Annotated in this window: 10 protein-coding genes; 7 read left to right on the top strand and 3 right to left on the bottom strand. The window is 41.0% G+C overall.

The window, feature by feature from the left end; genetic code table 11:
* Nucleotides 1-1,491, bottom strand: coding sequence for a hypothetical protein (locus ABJF11_RS05740; protein WP_348118700.1), 1,491 nt, complete (start codon nucleotides 1,489-1,491; stop codon nucleotides 1-3).
* Between the two features lie 122 nt (nucleotides 1,492-1,613).
* Between ABJF11_RS05740 and proS the strand changes: the two genes are divergently transcribed.
* The 4 genes from proS to ABJF11_RS05720 all read left to right on the top strand — a co-directional run bounded on the left by proS (nucleotide 1,614) and on the right by ABJF11_RS05720 (nucleotide 5,486).
* Nucleotides 1,614-3,098, top strand: coding sequence for a proline--tRNA ligase (gene proS / locus ABJF11_RS05735; protein ID WP_348118699.1), 1,485 nt, complete (start codon nucleotides 1,614-1,616; stop codon nucleotides 3,096-3,098).
* Nucleotides 3,099-3,110: 12 nt separating this feature from the next.
* Nucleotides 3,111-3,641, top strand: coding sequence for an NfeD family protein (locus ABJF11_RS05730; protein ID WP_348118698.1), 531 nt, complete (start codon nucleotides 3,111-3,113; stop codon nucleotides 3,639-3,641).
* 5 nt (nucleotides 3,642-3,646) lie between these two features.
* Nucleotides 3,647-4,624: a flotillin-like protein FloA gene (gene floA / locus ABJF11_RS05725; RefSeq protein WP_348118697.1), complete on the top strand. Its 978-nt coding sequence runs from the start codon at nucleotides 3,647-3,649 to the stop codon at nucleotides 4,622-4,624.
* Nucleotides 4,625-4,688: 64 nt separating this feature from the next.
* Nucleotides 4,689-5,486, top strand: coding sequence for a carboxypeptidase-like regulatory domain-containing protein (locus ABJF11_RS05720; RefSeq protein ID WP_348118696.1), 798 nt, complete (start codon nucleotides 4,689-4,691; stop codon nucleotides 5,484-5,486).
* Nucleotides 5,487-5,827: 341 nt separating this feature from the next.
* Here ABJF11_RS05720 and ABJF11_RS05715 read toward each other — a convergent pair whose 3' ends face one another.
* The gene (locus tag ABJF11_RS05715; RefSeq protein ID WP_348118694.1) at nucleotides 5,828-11,158 is read right to left on the bottom strand and encodes a lamin tail domain-containing protein; all 5,331 of its coding nucleotides are present in this window, start codon (nucleotides 11,156-11,158) and stop codon (nucleotides 5,828-5,830) included.
* Nucleotides 11,159-11,239: 81 nt separating this feature from the next.
* Entirely contained in the window at nucleotides 11,240-11,611 is a 372-nt protein-coding gene (locus tag ABJF11_RS05710) for a DUF1801 domain-containing protein (RefSeq protein WP_348118692.1), read from the bottom strand.
* A 73-nt stretch (nucleotides 11,612-11,684) separates the two neighbouring features.
* On the opposite strand from ABJF11_RS05710, the gene ABJF11_RS05705 reads away from it, so the two are divergent.
* The 3 genes from ABJF11_RS05705 (at nucleotide 11,685) to ABJF11_RS05695 (ending at nucleotide 16,574) form a co-directional block, all read left to right on the top strand.
* On the top strand, nucleotides 11,685-14,087 hold the full coding sequence (locus tag ABJF11_RS05705) for an ABC transporter permease (RefSeq protein WP_348118690.1): 2,403 nt from the start codon (nucleotides 11,685-11,687) through the stop codon (nucleotides 14,085-14,087).
* Nucleotides 14,088-14,298: 211 nt separating this feature from the next.
* The gene (locus ABJF11_RS05700; RefSeq protein WP_348118688.1) at nucleotides 14,299-15,291 is read left to right on the top strand and encodes an aspartate-semialdehyde dehydrogenase; all 993 of its coding nucleotides are present in this window, start codon (nucleotides 14,299-14,301) and stop codon (nucleotides 15,289-15,291) included.
* An 89-nt stretch (nucleotides 15,292-15,380) separates the two neighbouring features.
* Nucleotides 15,381-16,574, top strand: a complete 1,194-nt coding sequence (locus tag ABJF11_RS05695; protein ID WP_348118687.1) for a class I SAM-dependent methyltransferase — start codon at nucleotides 15,381-15,383, stop codon at nucleotides 16,572-16,574.
* The last annotated feature ends 8 nt before the right edge of the window (nucleotides 16,575-16,582 follow it).

The raw sequence follows: 16,582 nt of genomic DNA, 5'->3' as shown, positions 1-16,582 counted from the left end.
TTATCTCCTTCCTCTGGACGATGAACCTGATGACCCAGAAGATCGACCGGACGAACCTGAGCTTCTAGATGAGCTAGATCGACCCGAACTACTCCTGGTACTGCTACTTCTGCTCGATCTCGATGGAGCAGAATAGGATCTGCTTTGAGATGAAGATCGGCCATTGGAATATGAACCGGAGTTTCTACTTGAACTTCCCGATGATCGCTGAGTACTATACCTTCTAACATTACCTGAAGAACTACCTGAAGACCTTGGAGATGAAGTTCTAACCGATCTCGAAGGAGAACTTACATTTCTGTCGGGCTCGTAGCTTCTTTGGGTTCTTGTATTTGATGAGTTTCTAGTACTAGAACTGCTCCTTGAGTTTTCAGAAGAATAGGAGGACCTATTTGAATATGGCTCTCTCGTTCTAGTAGAACTACGCGAGTTTGTTCTGTTAGACACTTCAGAGAGCCTGGATCTTGAGGTGCTCACATTTGCTCGTCTCAAGTATTCGTTTTGCGAGCGACTGTAGTTTCTCGTGTCTCTGGTTGCATCAGATCTACTTCTACTGCTATTACCAACTCTGGACTGACTTGCATTTGAAGCCACCCTGGCCGAACTGTTGGAGCGACCATTATTTGTGGCAAGATTTGCTCTGCCGGTAGCTCTCGTAGGTCTGGTCGAGGACATTCTGGAAATGTTTTCATTTCTTGCCACATTGGACCCTCTGCTATATCTCGCACCACGAGTCACATTTTTGTAGTACCGTTCTGACTGATAGCCATTGCCAGCATAGTATCCATTTCTATATCCTCGATAGAAGCCCCTGTCATAAGCATAGTACGGGCTGTACCATCTATATCTATTGAAACTATATACAGGACAGAAAAACGGATCATAAAAAAATGGATCATAAAAGGCGTTGCCCCAGCCAAATCCAATATTGATTCCTGAATACCAGCCGCCAAAACTATTGTAACCAAACCCGAAAGAAGGGCCCCATGCATTAAATCTATTGAAGTATGGGTCGGCATAATATCCGCCTCCACCTCCACCGCCGTAGTAATTATTGACGACAGATGGTTGATCCGATTGGCGATTATACTTGCTGTCATTGTAGAAGGACTGATCATCGTAGTCCGCAGCGGGCTCTTCTACATAGTAATCCTGACTACTGTAAGTGGGGTTCTGGTAGTCACCACTGCCAGCGTTTTGGTCATAGTTAACACCATTGGCTGACTGTCTAGCCTGTTGTTTATATTTCTCTATATATTCTGGATTCACCTCTTTGGCAGAATAGGAAGAATTGCCATAGGTATTATTCGAATAGGACTCATATGTAGTACTTGCATCCGTAGAGGATTGTTCGGTGTATTTTACCTTCTTCCGATCTTTGGATGTAAAATACATGTCGTCATATTCATTTTGTGCGATGGTTTGACCACTGAATACAATCATCAGGGTAAACACCGACAGAGTAGCGAGTTTGAATTTTTTCTGTATCATAACGACCTCCGATTTTAATTGGTAAAACATTGATTTTAATTACTGGACAACCTGTTATATTTGTGTCCAAATTTTCTCTGAACGAGGAAAAGCAATATCCATACCAAAATTAAACAATAGCGATGAGTAAAGGATTACCAAAGCGGAAAGATGACTATTCTTTATGGTATAATGAACTAGTTAAAAAGGCGGATTTAGCTGAAAATTCGGCTGTGAGAGGTTGTATGGTAATTAAACCTTATGGATATGCCATATGGGAGAAAATGCAAGCCACATTGGACGAAATGTTTAAGGACACCGGCCATTCCAATGCTTACTTTCCTCTATTTATACCTAAGTCCTATCTTAGTAAAGAAGCAGCTCATGTGGAGGGCTTTGCAAAAGAGTGTGCTGTTGTCACTCATTATCGACTTAAAAATGATGAGAACGGAAAAGGAGTTGTTGTAGACCCTGAGGCCAAATTGGAAGAAGAATTGATTGTTAGGCCGACATCAGAGACTGTAATTTGGAATTCATATAAGAATTGGATCCAGTCCTATAGAGACCTTCCGATTCTTGTGAATCAATGGGCTAATGTGGTGCGATGGGAAATGAGAACCAGATTATTTCTCAGAACTGCTGAATTTCTTTGGCAGGAGGGACATACAGCTCATGCGACAAAGCAAGAAGCTATTGATGAAACCGTTCAGATGATGAATGTTTATGCAACGTTTGCTGAGAGTCACATGGCATTGCCAGTTTTGAAAGGTGTGAAGAGTGAGAGTGAGCGTTTTGCCGGAGCGGAGGATACCTACTGTATTGAGGCTTTGATGCAAGATGGAAAAGCACTTCAGGCAGGTACTTCGCATTTCCTCGGTCAAAATTTTGCTAAAGCCTTCGATGTGAAATTTGCTAATGCCGAAGGAGGGGCAATGGAATATGTATGGGGTACGTCTTGGGGAGTAAGCACACGGTTGATGGGTGCTTTGATTATGGCGCATTCTGATGATCAGGGTCTTGTTTTGCCACCTAAGCTTGCGCCGTTCCAAGTAGTGATTGTCCCAATATTTAAGAGCGATGAGCAACTTTCGGAAATCTCAGAAGTGGCCATAAAAATTAAAGAGGATTTAAAGAAAATTGGAGTTAGTGTAAAATTCGACAATCGAAAGACGCATAAACCAGGATGGAAATTTGCGGAATATGAGCTAAAAGGGACACCTCTTAGAATAGCCATAGGTCCGAAAGATTTGGAAAATGGAACTGTCGAAGTGGCAAGGAGAGATTTGTTGGAGAAAAGTGTGATGCCGTTAGATGGCGATTTTCCACAGAAAATATCTGAACTGCTCGACAACATTCAAGAAACCATATACAATAAAGCTCTTGAGTATCGTAAATCGCATTCCTTTGAAGTTGATACCTACGATGAATTCAAGAAAATCATTGAAAGTGAAGAAGGCGGGTTTGTCTACGCCCACTGGGATGGCACTGCCGAGACCGAAGAGAAAATCAAAAATGAGACGAAGGCCACCATCCGATGCATTCCAATTGATCAGAAGCAAGAAGATGGTAAGTGTGTGTATTCAGGGCAACCTTCCAAAGGCAGAGTAGTATTTGCTAAGGCTTACTAATAAAACATAGGCATGGAATATTACCATGCCTATTTTGTATATTTAAACTTCAATTTTGAACCAACTGATTTGCTTGATTATTTTCTTATAGCGTTTCTTATAATATCTGGCATTGGACTAATTATCGCAGAGATTATTTTTGTCCCAGGGACCACTTTTGTGGGAATTCTAGGATTTGCAATAGGTGCTTTTGGAGTGTATAGGAGCTATGAGTTATATGGGACAAGTGTTGGCCACATAGTGCTCACAGCTACGCTGATCTCAATGGGCATTGCCGTTGTACTTAGTTTTAAATCAGGTGCATGGAAGAAATTTGCACTCAAAGGATCGATAGATGCAATAGTAAATAAAGACCTGACTTCTGGTTTGACCGTTAGCATGAAGGGAATGACAGTGTCTTCCTTGAAGCCAGTAGGAAAAGCCGAATTTGACAATAAAGAATTTGAAGTGACATCGCTTGGGCATTTTATCGAAGAAAACCAGGCTATTAAAATTGTCAAGTTGGAGCGAAATAAAATTTTTGTAGAACCAATTAAAGATTAATGAATATGATGATATACGCGATTTATGCAATGCTGGGTATAATTGCAGTTTTTACTTTTCTCTACTTTGTCCCTGTTGGTCTTTGGATTACAGCACAGTTTTCTGACGTTAAGGTTGGTTTGTTCGAACTCGTTTTTATGAGAATCCGAAAGGTGCCTCCAAGTTTGATCGTCAATTCTTTGATTACGGCAACCAAAGCCGGGCTAAAGGTGACTTCTGGAGAGCTTGAAACACATTATTTGGCAGGAGGTAATGTGCCCAATGTTATTAAAGCATTGATTTCTGCTGATAAAGCAAACATTGCTTTAGAATTTAATCAAGCAGCTGCCATTGACTTAGCTGGAAGAGATGTATTTGAAGCAGTTCAAATTTCAGTAAATCCTAAAGTGATTACGACTCCAAGAGTGGCTGCTGTAGCCTCTGATGGTATTCAGCTCATAGCAGTGGCTAGAGTTACCGTAAGAGCAAACCTGGCTCAACTCGTAGGTGGTGCTGGAGAAGATACTATTTTGGCTAGAGTGGGAGAAGGTATTGTGACTTCAATTGGATCGGCTGTCACGCACAAAGAAGTACTCGAAAACCCTGACAAGATATCGAAATTAGTACTTACAAGAGGATTAGATGCAGGTACGGCTTTCGAAATATTGTCAATTGACATCGCGGATGTTGATGTTGGAAAAAATATCGGAGCTGATCTACAAATTGATCAGGCAGCAGCAGACTTGAAAGTTGCTGAAGCTAAGGCAGAAGAAAGAAGAGCTATGGCTGTTGCGGTAGAGCAAGAAATGAAAGCTAAGGCACAGGAAGCTAAAGCAAAGGTAATCGTGGCAGAAGCCGAAATACCTAAAGCCATGGCACAAGCTTTTATCGATGGTAATTTGGGAATCATGGATTATTATAAAATGGACAATATCAAAGCTGATACCGATATGAGAGAATCCATTTCAAAACCAAAGGGCTCAGGCAGAAAACCAAGTAAATAATATTTTGTCCGCAAAATTTAGCTTCACGGGCATCTTCAAAGACAGCAGGCGCATTAGTTTCATAATGAGAATCTTGAGTCTGATTTTGAAGATGCCCGTTTTTTTTGTTAAAATATCTGTTTTCACAATAACCCTGGCACTATGCTTTGGCAGTTCGACAGCCATTGCTCAAAAGATTACTATTCATGGGCAAATACTTGATGGAAGAAGCCTGGAGGAGCTTGCCAATGTTCACGTCTATTTGGAAAGGCATCTAGGAACCACCACTACCACGGAAGGGCGGTTTCAGTTTGAGGTTAATCATTTGGATACACTACATTTCACCTTGGTCGGCTATGATTCATTGTCGATGGTGGTTACAAATGTGGAGGAGGTGCAAAAGGTGATTCTAGCTATGCATCGAAGCACCATAATTTTGGAGAGTGTCGAGATCGCTTCTGATTTTCAAGCAGAAACCATCCTCAAAAAACCCAAACCAAAGACTTTTCAAATACCGGGAGTGAAATACTCAAATAAACCTCCTCAAAAAAATTATAAACTTGGACTTGGAGCCATCGGTAGCCCAATGACAGCACTGTATAGAACATTTAGCAAAAAGTACAAAGAGGAGAAAAAAAACTATTTGTATCTAAAACAAAAGCAAGCTGAAGATTTGGTTTATAATAAAGCTAAAGCAAATTTGGATAATGCATTTGATCATATTAATGAATATTTTGATGAATACTACTACAGAGATTTTATCCGATATTCAGGGCTAACGGTTCAGTATGTGGCAGACTGCTCTGAGTACACACTGATCAAAATCTTACCCGAGGCTATCAACAAGTACTATGAGCATCTCGACAAGCAAAGGCAAGAGTAGTAAAAATAAAAAGCACGAGATTTTCATCCCGTGCTCTTTCTAAACAAACAGTCCTGTCGGCTTTTAGGCCTTAAGTCTCATTAGAAACTTCTGACATTCCTGCTCATCGCCAAGATATTTTTTTCGCTCTCCTATAACGGCATACCAAATCTGCTCTTCATTGCTGAAAAGTAACCTAATTCCCATTGATACTAGTGATTGCGAAATACTCATAGCTGGTGAGTCTTTAACTGATCTTGTGAATAGCAAAAGTGCCATAAACTTATTGGATGTGTAATAGAGTAAAGACTTAAATCGTCTAGGAGAATCTCCTAAAAATGAAACTTAGTACGGCTAAAATCCTAAAATCTTGCGCCCAGTACGACTGTTTCCTTTTGAATCGACTTGTTTCCTTGTCCATCGAAGATTTCAAAAAACACAACGTAGTAGCCTACTGATGCTCTGCCTCCTTGGTTGTTGATACCATCCCAGGTAAAAAACCCATTAATTGATAACAACTCACCTTCTGCTAGTGTTTTAACCAAGTCTCCCGAGGTGGAATAGATATTAACATTGGCAAAGTTACCTGTCTGGTCAAGCTGATAGCTGATTGTTGTATAATCATTAGACCCAGTATTGTCAGGAACAAAAACTTTAGGGTCTATGGAAATCGTGGCACGTGATTCGTTGAGAGTTCGATATTGAGAATTTTGTAGGCCTGGTGTAGCAAACCCTTCGGTACTCGCTGCGGATTTCCAACTGTCAGAATTAAAACTCTCCGTATCAAAAGAGACCCTTTCCAGAGAGACACCATCATCGTCATCCAGTAGATTAAAATGGTAGTCATCTTCATAGTACATCTGGTCGATAATCGAATTAAACTCATCCCGAAGGATTACCGAATCTTCGGTGTCTGAAAGGGTCGGAAAGCTGCTCATGGACAAGTATGCAGTAGGCTCTCCTTTCGGGTACTCGATAGCCAAGATTTCAGGGTCTGGAGTCAAAACAAGATACTCGGCTGGGTTGAGTACGAAATTTTCTGTGGTAATTGATTTAGGATTGTTCTTCTCTGCACTTAAGGTCCAATTTTTCAAATTGATCGCCTTTTCGGAATTGTTATAGATTTCAACAAAGTCCACTCCTCCTACATTTGGATTGAAGAGTACCTCATTGACAATGATGTCTTCAACAGCGGCCAGTTCGGGCAGTCTGAAAGTAGCAGTATTTCGATCGGTTTGAATAGTATTCGATTTGCAGTCTGTAATATTGGAAACTGCTATTTCGTACAATTCTCCCGTTTCAAGGTTTTCTTGTAGATCAATTTCAAGATTCATATTTTCTGGAGAGGCTAGGGCAACTGAGGCTATTGCCACATGAGGTGAAATGGAAACAGAGGCATTGGTAAATTGCTCAGGGTGTATCTTTTCGTCCATTATTATGACCAACGAGTCTTCGTCTATGGCAAGGGCACCTATTACCTGAGGGCCAAAGTTATCAGGGTTAGATACAGCGGTCGAATTAGAAAAACCGGGAGTCCCGCCAGATTCATCTACTGATGCCGTCCAGTTGTTCAGTTCACCACATGGATTATTCAAATCTATCATTTCCAATGACCATCCTCCATCTTCCTTTTCGCTATTCTTGTACCATGCCGTACGGTAAGAAGTAGTAAAAATCTGTTTCTCTCCCACAAATAGGGAGAGGGTCTCTCCAGAGTTATTTAACGAAGGAAAACTTGATACAGTGATTACATTGCTTATCGTAAATGAATTGATTCCTGAAGTACTTGTCAGAATGAGATAATTACCAGCTTCTATTTCGCCTGACACAATCGTCGTGCTTCCACCTTCATCCACAATGCTCACTCCACTCAGGGAAATGGTATTGGAGGATGTATTATAGATTTCGAGGTATTCAACATCAGGCAGCCCTACTTCCGGGGTAGGGTCAGCCATGATTTCAGAAATAATCAGCTCTCCAAAGTCTGGTGTTTCTTGAGCCTCATAGCTGAACTCAGCAGAATACCCAAATAGGGCATTATCTGATAGGTCCTCAATATTGTCTGTTGACAGCGTATAGGTAATGGATTCCATAAATTCCGATGAAAACTCCAACAACACAGTAGAGTCCTCCTCTTCATATGTTGCATCTATTGGGTAGCCAAAATCAGGTGTAATTTGATAATTAGTCAAGAATTCTGCAGATACCTCATTTAGTGCCTCCGAGAATTTTAGCCACATTGCATTTGTTCCCACGGCTAAATATTCTGTAATAGAAGGAGGGGTTTGATCATCAACAACGGTGATGAAAAAATTGATAATATCGTTACCATAAATGTTCTCCAAGTTCGCCCAAGAGATTTGATAGGGCTGATCCGCCACTAGCGGCTCTTCGAAAGTCAATCGTAGAATATTGTTGTCGTCTTCGTCTATTATAGCTGCTATGCATTCACCTAGGGATGGGGACGAATCAAAGTCTGCCAGATTGAGGGTTTGATCAAAGTCAAGCGCCTGATCAAACTCAAGTGCAACAGATCGATCCCCTAAAAGCGAAGCAGAGCTAATGTGGCTTATCACCTTAAATGGATAGATATTGACGTGTAAATCCGAAAATTTGGTATCCGCTACGCCGCTAACAGACAAGGTGTCGCTACTATTGTCTAAGAAATTGTCTTCAAACGATACACTCGCGATTCTTGTCGTGGCAAAAGTGATTTCCGAGGCCTCTTTACCATTTGTGCTATAATTTGACAAAACCTCCTTGGTATTTGGATCTGGTGTTTTGTTGAATTCAATGCTCAACGTATTGCGATTTACTACCTGTATTCTGGAGATATAGAATACGTCATAGTCAAATGTCGTATTAATGGTGGTAGCTAATGTATTGCCCCTTTGGTCGGATAAATTTGACAAGCTCATTTCAATGGCTTTTGACTCGGGTAGGACGGAGGGTAAATCGAGATAAACGATGTGTGGGTATTCTAAATCGATTGTTGCTGTAGATGGCTGACCTACACCTGACCCGATAGTATAATTGTCAGTGGATTGAGCAGTAGTTTGATCCAGGTTTTCATTAAACCAAAGAATCAACTCATTGGCTGATCGAACTATTATGCTATCCAGTTGTGGTTCAAATATATCATATACAAACTCCTGTTTTAATTTCGTCTTTATGCCGTTGCCATATAGATCTTTTACCTCATCTATTGATAATTCAAAAACGGTCTCTTGATTAAAATCTTGACCAAAATCGAGCGTGACTGTCAGTTCGTCTGTAGCCAGGGTGGCTTGTATTGGAAATATATCTTCGTATTCGTAGTTTTCTTTAGACTCTGCTGATTGTTCGTCTACTTTTTCTAAAAATACCACCTCCAGCTCAGAAGAAGAGATCACTATGACTGTATCTAGTTTGGGAGGTGAGGTGTCGTAGACAAATATCATATCTGGCGTGCTGATATAATCCAAAGACTTATTCTCAAGGTCTGAGATGGATAATGTCAAATCCTGATTGTCATCAAAATTATTAGAAAATGCTAAATGAACCAGTTTACTGTTGCTATTATCAAGGGATGCCGAGACTGGATGGCCTACCTCATCGTCCACCAGATAGTTGGTTACGGTCTCTGCGCTTGACTGATCTAATTTCTGATTGAAATATACGTCGAGCAGGTTTATACCTAAAACCCTAACCGTATCTACATCTTGAGAAAAGGTGAAATTTGATGTTAAGTCTGAACTGAGTGCATTGCCCTGTATGTCTTGTAGGCTTGTGATGGTCAGCGTGTGTTCTACATCCAATTCAAATTCATCTTCGAAGGAGAGAGTGATTTGACTGGCATCTGTTTCATTCAATTCAGCCGATTCTGGATTAGAGGCAGAATGATCGGAAGTATAATTGGACTCATCTTCCGCAAGCGTTTCATTTAGCTCTTCATTAAAAAATAGTACTATCTGACTTTCATTTCTAACAACTATCCGGTCGAGCGAAGGAGGATTGGTGTCATAGTCAAAGGACAAGCTGTTGATTAGAATAGCATTGCCAGCGCAGTCAGTAGCTCCTGATACGGAGAGTGTATACGTGGTGCCACTGGTCAAATCAGGAGTAACATCTACTGCTACCTGAAGAAAACCTGGGCTAACAGGCGAGACTCCATTTTCGCTAACCCCATTGTCGAAAATGTAGGTGGAAGTATTCAGAGAGGTTTCATCCATGGGCTCATCGAAGGTCAGCAGAAAGGTATTTGCATCGGTTGCGATAAAATCAATCAGATTCGGACCAGTCTGGTCTAGGCTATTATCATACACACTATTTTCAGTGCCGGGAGTACCACCATCGGTGTTGTTTGATGCGATCCAATTGCTTTCATAGCTACAAGCTAGCTCAGGGTTGATTTGTTCGAGGGTATAACCTCCGTCATCTTTATCACTATCTTGATACCAGGTAGAAGTATACGATACGCTATCTACTAGATTTCCTAGATTATCAGTGAGCTCCAGGTCTTCACCAGCATTAGACAAGGATAGCCCTGACAGACCGATTACATTCCCTGTGAAATCGCCAGCATTAGCTGTGGTAGTGAGTGTGACATAGTCATGGGCTTCCAGGGTATAATCATCAAGTGTCCTGGCATCAATCATAAAATCTCCAATGTTGATGGCTTGATCAGTAGCGTTGTATAATTCTATGAACTCTGCGTTGGGCAAGCCAACTTGTGGACTTGGATCCGCCATGATCTCATTGATAACGATATTTCTAAAAGGCGTCTGTATCTCGACATCAAGTGTCTGATCGATGTCGTCTATGGTTTCGTCCAGAGCCTCGTTCTGCACCTGATCAATATTGAGCGTATAGGAGTTGTTTACAAAATCATCTCCGAATACAAGCAGTACCTCATCTAAATTTGAAACATCTCGAGAAGCAGAATTGGGATTGTCAAAACCATAGTTGAGCGTGTAGTTAGAAACGGTTTCTGCAGTGGTAGCATCTACATTCTGATTGAAGGTGATCCTTATAGACTCATCCCCTTCTTTTTCAACCGATGTAATCGCAAACCCAGCCGCTGCTGTAGTCACACTGATGTCATCAAAACCAATTTTGTCTTTGCGTGTACTGGTGTAGACACAGCGCACGCCGGTATAGGCACTTGCACTGTGATTGTTATCTGTTGCAGACCCTTCCAGTGAAAAAGTACTGCCGCCACTGGTATCATGATAAACTGACCAATTGGCTGATGCATCTCTAGTCACTCTTATTCGCACTTGTACGGGATCACCAGCAAGTACATCGTTGGTGCCATCTACTATTTTCGTTTTTGTGGTTCCGGTTTGCCTATAAAGGCTAATGTCGTCATTGGTGCTGCCGAGAGAGACGTAGTAGCCATTGAGTGAGCCTGATAGGTCGGCCTGATCTGATACAAGATAAAAAAAAGCGTGGTTGGAAACTGTGAGATTAAAATCAAAATCTGCTAAAAATTCCCATGTAGTTTCTCCTAATTCAGTTTGAGCTGTGGCTAAATATGATTCGCCAGCTGCGGCCGCATCTAGATGCAAATCAAAACCGCTGGCATCGAAATCTGCGGTCTCACCGCTCCAGACCGGATTGCTTGTAAAATCACCATCTGCAAAGTTATCATTAACCTGAGCTTGAGAAAATTGTAAAAAGAACAGACCAAGAAGGGTAATAAAATATCTCATTGAAGTTGGTTTTCGCTTACTAAAATAAGGATAAATCAGGAGTTCATCGAGATGTATGAGAGGGTAGACATTAATGTTGTGTTATTTTTTTCTTTTGGCAGCGTACTTCACCGATTCATCAAGAATGATAGCTTCATGCAGGATTTGATCTAAGGCTTGCTTATCAATTTGATCCATGGAATAATAGCTGATGCCAGCCACCTGCTTACGATCTTTGAAGTCCAATAGGTTCTGCTCGTTTGACAGTTCATTGGCACGCAAAAAGCAGAGTTCCACGCCATTATTCTTTAGAGGATTGAGGTAGCAAATCCAGCTTTTTTGAAAGTAAAAAGGGATTTTGAATCTCAATTTACAAGTGATCCTTTCATCTACCAAAATCCTTTGATGAAGTACCTCCATGAGCTCCCGCTGAGGGCTCTCTAGATTTGAAAAAAAATCTAAAATGTCTGTCATTGTAAATGATAAATGGGTTTTGTTCTACAAATTTAGTAATTTGGTTTAGGGAGAACTTACTAAAATTGTAGCCATGATAAAATTCTTCCTTCGCAATGCACGTCGAAACAAGCTGTACTATAGCATAAATCTTATTGGTTTAGTGCTGGGCACTACTTCAACAATTTTCATCTATCTCTATCTTCAGAATGAGGTGACTTATGATAAGCATTTTAGCGAATCAGAGCGAGTCTATCGAGTAGCATTGAATAGAGTATATCCAAACAATGAAGTAGGGTGGGCATCTATACCAGCACCAATCTCCGGAGCATTGAAATCCAATTTCCCAGAAATCCAAGAAGTCACAAGGCTAACAGATGCGGATTTTATGGTCAAAGTCAATAATGAACTATTTAGCGAGAAGCATGGGCTTTATGCAGATCCCAATTTTTTCAAAATCTTTGATTTTGAATTTATTGAAGGAGATCCGAATACGGCATTGTCTCAACCTAGGCAGGTGGTGCTGACCGAATCACTTGCACTCAAATATTTTAAAACTGCACACGCAGTTGGAAAGCAATTGATCATCCGAGATAGCCTCAACTATCAGGTGAGTGCAGTCATCAAGGACATGCCTCAGAATTCACATTTCATGGGTGATTTGATTGCTCCAATGGAAGACTCGTTTGAGTCCAGATATCGAAATGTATGGGGCACAGCATTTTTCTATTATACTTATATCAAGCTAGACGACAAGACGGTTGTTGACTCCTTCGATAGTAAGGCCCGACAATTTTTGTTAGAACAAATGGCTGCTAATACCACAGGGATGGATTTCCAAAAATGGTTAGACGACGGCAACAGTTATGATTATTTTCTGCAACCGCTGGCTGACATTCATCTGACCTCAAATCTCCGATGGGAATTTATGCCCAATGGCAAGAAAAGTAATGTGCAACTGTTTTTGGCTGTTGGCATCTTTATTCTGATTATTTCAAGTATCAACTATGTAAACCTCTCTACAGCAAAGGCAGGTAAACGGATGAGAGAATTAGGATTGAAAAAAATTATGGGAGCTTCCAGGGTACAGCTCATTTGGCAACTCCTGGGAGAGTCTGTAGTACTTACTACTGTTTCAGCATTACTTGCTACGCTATTGGCAATTCAACTGCTTCCGTCTTTTAGTGAGCTCACCGCCATCAAATGGACCTATGGGGCACTATTGGAGCCGTATTTTTTATTGCTTTTTGGCACTTTTTCAGTCCTACTTGGGATTATTTCGGGCGTGTACCCTGCACTAAAACTCTCTAATGTATACCCCACTAAAATAATAGCTACTAATTCTAAATCGGGAGGCGAGTCAGCTCAAGAACGCTGGATTAGAAATATCCTGGTAGGACTTCAATTTGGAGTGTCCTTGGTGGTCATTGTATCTACAATGGTGGTATACGAACAAAACCAGTATTTGCAGACTGTAGACCTGGGATATGACAAAGAAAACCTGCTGATCATCAACAATGCAGGGGAACTCAGAAATCAACTAGCTACCTACCGTGATAAACTTGTTGAATCTCCAAACATCTTACAAGGATCTGGTATGTCATCGGTGCCAGGATTTGTCAATGGAGCGACTACCTATACGACTCCACAGAGCGATGGAAATCCCGTTAATGTGTCGTTCTTTTTTGCTGGAGACGAACACAGCGCAGAGATATTCGGTCTGGAATTGTTGGCTGGGCGCAATTACCGGCCAGGAGATTTTATTGATACCACAAGATATGCACTGATCAATAGGGAGGCTGCAAATCAACTTGGGTTGACTATAAATGAAGCCGCCAACTCTTTTATCAACAATACTTCAGGTACAAGACGACTTAAAGTCATCGGTGTAGTTGAGGATTTTCATATCCATTCACTCCATGAAGAAATCCGACCTTTAGTGATTTCTACAGGCATGAGATCTCCCAATATGCTTGTTTTCAAAATAAAAGAAAGTAAAAATCAGCAGGCCATACAAGAAATTGAATCTCAGTGGGCTGAATTTATACCTGCCAAACCGATAGAGTATTCGTTTCTTGGCAACAATCTGGAGTCTCTCTATGAGAGCGAAAAACATACGCAGGAACTATTCTCGATTTTCACCTTGCTTGCCATGTTCTTGGCAGGTTTCGGTATGTATGGTCTTTCAGCTTATCTGACAGAACTCAAAAGAAAAGAAGTAGCTATACGCAAAACATTAGGTGCCTCAGAAATATGGATTCTCAAATATTTCACCGTCAAACAGCTCTCAGTGATAGGATTGGCAATAGTTATTGGATTGCCAATAGCATACTATTTAGGCAACGAATGGCTTAGCAACTTTGCATATAGAATTGAGATTGGCTTCGGGCTGATGTTGCTCTCCGTAGCCACCATATTGGTAATAGGACTGTTGGCGATAGGCTGGTATTCTGTAAAGGCCGCACTGGAAAATCCAGTGAATATGCTTAGAGAATAATTTAGATTAGGACGACTTTGCTCCATACGTATATTGAATTGATAGCGACTGCTGAAAGAATGTGTTAGAAATCGATAGAGCTTATTCTAATTAGTTAATTTATTAACAAAACCCGTATTTGATTAACGATTTTCGAAGAAATCAACGTTTTCCCCTTACAATTCTCAATGGATTTATTGTAATTTTGAATTCTAAATAAAAAGTACACAAAGTGAAATTAGCAGTAGTAGGAGCCACAGGCCTCGTAGGATCGGAAATCCTGGAAGTAATAAAGGAAAGAAATTTTGAATATGATGAGCTCTTATTGGTCGCTTCTCAGCGATCTGTTGGCAAGGTCATAGAATACAAGGGAAAGCCGCATACAGTAATCGGACTGGACGATGCGGTGGCTGCGCGACCCGATATTGCTATATTCTCAGCAGGAGGTAGTACTTCTCTTGAGTGGGCCCCAAAATTTGCTGAAGCGGGTACTATTGTGATTGACAATTCTTCTGCATGGAGAATGGACCCGTCCAAGAAGTTGATAGTTCCAGAAATCAACGGATCAGTCATCATGATTGATGATAGAATCATTGCCAACCCCAATTGTTCTACAATTCAAATGGTGCTCGTATTAGGACCATTGCACAAAAAATATGGAATCAATAGAGTTATAGTTTCTACCTATCAGTCTGTAACGGGTTCTGGGAAAGGGGCTGTAGATCAGATGATGGCTGAGCGTAATGGAGAGACTCCCGATATGGTTTATCCGCATAAAATCGATATGAACGTGCTACCCCATATTGATGTATTTCAGGAGAACGGATACACAAAGGAAGAAATGAAAATGACCAACGAGACTGTAAAAATTCTTGGTGATGAAAATGTAAAAGTATCTGCGACATGTGTGAGAATCCCAACTATGGGGGGTCATTCCGAGTCCGTCAATATTGAGTTTGACAATCCGTACGATCTAGAGGAGGTAAAAGAAATTCTAGCCGAAGTACCTGGACTTATTCTACAAGATGATGTGGCCAACAATATCTATCCAATGCCATTGACTGCACATAAAAAGGATGAAGTCTTTGTTGGCAGAATCAGGAAAGACGAGACCAAGGAAAACGCATTGAACTTATGGATCGTGGCAGACAATTTAAGAAAAGGAGCAGCTACTAATGCCATACAGATTGCACAGTATGTGACCGAGAAGAATCTGGTATTCTAATAAGAAACCTATTTTAGTTATTAGTGCGAAAACCTATTCGCACAAATAAAAGGCTGGTTTGAATGTTCTACATTTGAGCCAGTTTTTTTATGTCCAAAGCTCTCATAGATAATCTCAGTCAGCCGGAAGCACGGCGCTTTCTTCTGGATCATTTAGACGATGATCCAGCTGCTCTGATGCTTCAAAAGGCAAAACATCCTAATCTACCCTTGCAAGACATAGTGGGTCAAATTCAATCCAGAAAAAAAGCTCAAATAAAATTGCCGGAGTGGCACGCCAAAGAAGACATAATATTCCCGGTAGGTGTCTCAATGGAGCAATGCTCGTCAGAACCTACGGCCAGGTACAAAGCCTCATTAGTTAGTGGACAATCTGTGACAGACCTCACTGGCGGATTCGGAATCGATCTTTATTACCTTTCAAAGTCTTTCGAACAGGCCAACTATGTAGAGCAATCAAATGATCTTACCGCACTGGCTGCTTACAATTTTCAAAAGTTAAAAGTTAAGAATATTACGGTGATCAATGACGTGGCAGAAGAATATCTGAATCAGGAAAAATCTCCTTCCGATTTATATTACCTGGATCCGGCCAGAAGAGACGACTCAAATCAGAAGGTATTTCAAATAGAAGACTGCACGCCGGATCTCAGTGCAATACTTCCAGTGATAGCCAAACGACGATCCACTATACTTATCAAAATGTCACCGCTTCTTGACATACATCAGTCGCTCGATGTACTACCTCAGGTCAGCGAAGTTCATGTAGTTGCCGTCAGGAACGAATGCAAGGAGTTGCTTTTCAAAATAGAACCGAAATCCAGCCAAACGGCAGTACGAACAGCAGTGAACATCACTCCGCAGGGAATGGATCGGTTTGTGTTTACCCCTGAGCAGGAAGAAAAACTACCAATATTTAGCGAGCCGCTGAATTATCTATACGAACCGAATGCCGCGATAATGAAGGCTGGGGGGTTCAACGCGGTAGCGAATGCATTTGACCTTCAAAAGCTACACAGAAATTCACACCTATATACTTCCAAGACACAGGTGGAAAATTTTCCCGGAAGAGCCTTTGAGATCTTAGCGATCACCGTATTGAACAAGAAGAAATTAAAGAAGTTTTTGTCCAATAATCAGGCTAACATCACAGTGAGAAACTATCCAATGTCTGTAAAGGAGATTCGTAAGAAAACAGGAATTCAGGAGGGAGGTGATATTTATCTTTTTGCAACCACTCTAATGGATCAAAGCTTCAAGGTGGTAGTTTGCAAAAAAGTGTAGCCAGTTTT

This window comes from Reichenbachiella sp. (genome assembly GCF_039941815.1).
Lineage (GTDB): Bacteria > Bacteroidota > Bacteroidia > Cytophagales > Cyclobacteriaceae > Reichenbachiella.
Note: the sequence above shows the minus strand (reverse complement) of the source record. Positions and strands in the feature narration are given on the sequence as shown.